At 69.7% G+C, this 3,592-nt stretch carries 4 protein-coding genes; 1 reads left to right on the top strand and 3 read right to left on the bottom strand.

All coding sequences use genetic code 11. The annotated features are described in order from the left end of the window. A partial coding sequence (locus ACK42S_RS16515; RefSeq protein WP_409710084.1) for a hypothetical protein occupies positions 1-229 on the top strand: 229 nt, incomplete at its 5' end. Between the two features lie 42 nt (positions 230-271). On the opposite strand, the gene ACK42S_RS16510 is transcribed toward ACK42S_RS16515, so the two are convergent. The 3 genes from ACK42S_RS16510 to ACK42S_RS16500 all read right to left on the bottom strand — a co-directional run. Then, entirely contained in the window at positions 272-1,372 is a 1,101-nt protein-coding gene (locus ACK42S_RS16510; RefSeq protein ID WP_409710081.1) for a PQQ-dependent sugar dehydrogenase, read from the bottom strand. 71 nt (positions 1,373-1,443) lie between these two features. Continuing rightward, a complete protein-coding gene (locus ACK42S_RS16505; RefSeq protein WP_409710078.1) occupies positions 1,444-2,664 on the bottom strand; it encodes a PQQ-dependent sugar dehydrogenase in 1,221 nt (406 codons plus the stop codon). A gap of 91 nt (positions 2,665-2,755) precedes the next feature. Next, a partial coding sequence (locus tag ACK42S_RS16500) for a single-stranded-DNA-specific exonuclease RecJ (RefSeq protein ID WP_409710075.1) occupies positions 2,756-3,592 on the bottom strand: 837 nt, incomplete at its 5' end.

Raw genomic sequence — 3,592 nt, 5'->3', positions numbered from 1 at the left:
CCGGGCCAGCCAGTACATTGTCCCGTCCAGGGCCAAGCGCCTCTGCCGGTGGCGTCCGCTCAGCTCGAACGTTGATCGCCTTGTTGCGCGAATCCAGCCGCACGCGCCGCTCCTGCCCGGGCATCGCACGCCGCGCGATGCCGTCGCGCAGCCCGCGGGCCTGCAGCAACTCCCGGTTGATCTGCGCGTCGTGGCCACGGTCAGCCAGTCTTTCCGTATGAAGCGGTGAAGGTCGAGTCCCTGCTCCAGGCGGCATAAGGCACTCCAGCCTTCAGTTCTCCAGCCTCAGCACCTGCCCGTCGTTGTTGTCCGTCAGGATGTAAAGCCACCCATCGGGCCCCTGGCGTACGTCGCGGATGCGCTCGCGCAAGGTGGTGAGCAGGCGTTCTTCGCGCACCACGCGCGTGCCGTCGAGTTCGAGGCGGATCAGCGCCTGTTCGCGCAGGGTGCCGATGAAGAGGTGGCCTTTCCACTGCGGGTAGCGCTCGCCGGTGTAGAAGGTCATGCCGCTGGGGGCCACGGAGCGCGGCACCCATACCCGCAGCGGATCTTCCATGCCGGCCTTGCTGGGGCCTTCGCCAATGCTCAGTCCGGTGCCGTATTCGCGGCCGGAGGTGGCCACGGGCCAGCCGTAGTTGCGGCCGGCCTGGGTGAGGTTGAGTTCGTCGCCGCCCTGGGGGCCGTGTTCATGGGTCCAGAGTTCGCCGGTTTGCGGGTGCAGCGCGGCGCCTTGCACGTTGCGGTGGCCGTAGCTCCAGATCTCGGGGCGGGCGTCGGTGCGGCCCACGAAGGGGTTGTCGGCGGGCACGCGGCCGTCGCGCTCGATGCGCACCACCTTGCCGATGTGGTTGGCCAGGTTCTGCGCCTCGTTGCGCTGGCCGAAGCGGTCGCCCAGGGTGATGAACAGGCGCCCGTCGCGCGCGAACACCAGGCGCGAGCCGAAGTGGGCCGAGCTGTTGATTTTGGGCTGCTGGCGGAAGATCACCTGCACGTCGGCGAGCGCGTTGCCTTCCAGCCGCCCGCGTGCCACAGCGGTGCTGTTGCCGCCCTCGCCGGGTTCGCTGTAGCTCAGGTAGATGAAGCGGTTGCTGGCGAACTCGGGATCGACCGCCACGTCGAGCAGGCCACCCTGGCCGCGGGCATCGACCTTGGGCACGCCGGCCACGGGTGCGCTGAGCGCGCCGTCGGGCGAGACGATGCGCAGGCGCCCCGGCCGTTCGGTGACGAGCATGCGGCCATCGGGCAGGAAGGCCAGGCCCCAGGGGTGCTGCAGGCCGCGGGCCACGCTGACGGGTTTGAGGGTCTGGGCCTGGGCCAGCACGGTGGCCAGGCCGAGGGCGGCGGCCAGGAGCAGGCGCTGATGAATTCGCATGGTCCACTCCGAAAGAAATTCTTTCGTCGGAGTCTGCCACCGGGCGTGGGTTCCCGGTGGCCGTCGGGGCTTCAGCGATCGATGCGCAGGAGGTGGCCGCGGCTTTCGTCGAGCACGTAGAGCCAGCCATCGGGGCCTTGCTCGACATCGCGCATGCGCACGTCCAGCGAGCGAAACAGTTGTTCTTCGGCGATGATGGTGTTGCCGCGCAGCGTCAGCCGTCGCAGGCAGCGCTGGTCGGCCATGGTGCCCACGAAGAGGTTGCCGCGCCATTCAGGGAAGCGCTCGCCGGTGTAGAAGCACATGCCCGCGGGCGCGCAGGAGATGGGGACCCAGTACCACGCCGGCTCCGCGAAGGAGGGCGCGTGGGTGCCGCCGCCGATGCGGCAGGCGTTGCCCGGCGTCTGGTCATACGGGCAGCCATAGCTCACACGCGGCCAACCGTAGTTGCCGCCGCGCAGCACCCGGTTGATCTCGTCGCCGCCCAGCGGGCCGTGCTCGCTGATCCACAGCTCGCCGGTGTCGGGGTGGATCGCGGCGCCTTGGGGGTTGCGGTGGCCGACGCTCCAGATCAGGCCGCTGAAGTTGTTGCCGGGGTTGTTGCCGTTGGTGTCGATGCGCACGACCTTGCCGAGGTGGTTGTCGGTGGTTTGCGGGGCATTGTTCTGGACCTGGCGGTCGCCCAGGGTGACGAACAGGTGGCCATCGCGTCCGAAGACCAGCCGCGAGCCGAAATGGCCGTCGCCGTTGAAGCGGGGCATCTGGCGGTAGATGACTGTCACCAGGCTGAGGCTCATATGGTCGTGGCTCAGCACGGCGCGCGCCACGGCGGTGCCGATGCCGGTGATGGCGCCCCCCTGGTCGGGTTCGGCATAGGACAGATAGATGCGTCGGTTGCTCGCGAAGTTCGGATCGATCACCACGTCGAGCAGTCCGCCTTGGGTGTTGCCTGCGTAGTACACGGCTGGCACACCCGCAATGGCGGCCGAGATGGTGCCGTCGGTGCCCACACGGCGCAGCCGCCCGGGCTTTTCGGTCACGAGCGCACTGCCGTCGGGCAGGAAGGCGAGCCCCCAAGGTTTGTCCAAGCCGGTGACCACGCTCGTGATCCGCGGTGGTGGGCCCGGTGGGGGCGGGGGGGATGGTGATCCGGCGTCGCCGCCGCCTCCGCCGCAGGCCGACAGGGTGGCCACGGCGGTGGCGTAGCGCCCGGCGCGCAGCAGCAGGTGGCGGCGTTGGGCATTTTCGAGCGCGGGGGCGGGGGCCGGCAGGCCAGGCAGATCAGGAGGCATGGCGGCTCCTTCGTGTCCGAAGCCGCCAGCCTAGCGCCACCGGCCGCCGGCAGGCGTGACAAGTCGCAACCGTCCCCGCGGCCGGGGGGAGTCAACCCGCCGTTTCCACCACCATCTGCACCCGCTGCTGGCCGTTGTATTCGTCCAAGGACAAGCGATAGGCCAGGCGGCTGCGTTCGGGCAGGGGGTCGCTATGGCCGAACCAGATCGCATCACGCAGGTGGCCGGCGTGGCGCACGGTGAGCTTGAGGTGGCGTTCGCCGACGATGCGCTGGGACACCACGTCCACCTCGTCGCAGAAGACCGGCGCCTCGAAGGCCTGGCCCCAGACTTCCTGCTCCAGGATCTGCACGACCTCGGGGTGGAACCATTGCGGCTCCAGCGGGCCGTCGGTGGCCACGGTGCGTGCCAGCAGGCTGTCGTCCAGCCATTCGCTGGCCACGGTGGCGAAGGCTTGGGCGAAGGTGACGAAATCGTCCTCGCCCACGGTGCAGCCGGCGGCCATGGCGTGGCCGCCGAACTTGCGCAGCACGCCGGGGTGGCGTTTGCTGACGAGATCCAGCGCATCGCGCAGGTGAAAGCCGGGGATGGAGCGGCCCGAGCCCTTGAGCAGGCCGTCCTGGCCGCGGGCGAAGACGAAGGTGGGGCGGTGCACGCGGTCCTTCAGGCGCGAGGCGACGATGCCCACCACGCCTTCGTGGAATTCGGCGTCGTAGATCGCGACGGCAGGCGGGGGGTCGCCGGTGGGCATCAGGCGTTCGAGCAAGGCCTCGGCCTGTTCGCGCATGCCGGCTTCCACGCTGCGGCGCTCGCGGTTGATGCCGTCGAGCAGTTGCGCCAGCTCGGCGGCGCGGGTGGCATCGTCGGTGAGCAGGCATTCGATGCCCAGCGTCATGTCGGCCAGGCGGCCGGCGGCATTGATGCGCGG

The organism is Caldimonas sp. (assembly GCF_046289365.1).
Taxonomy (GTDB): Bacteria; Pseudomonadota; Gammaproteobacteria; order Burkholderiales; family Burkholderiaceae_C; genus Caldimonas.
The sequence above is the reverse complement of the archived record's forward strand: the minus strand, read 5'-3'. Positions and strand labels throughout refer to the sequence as shown.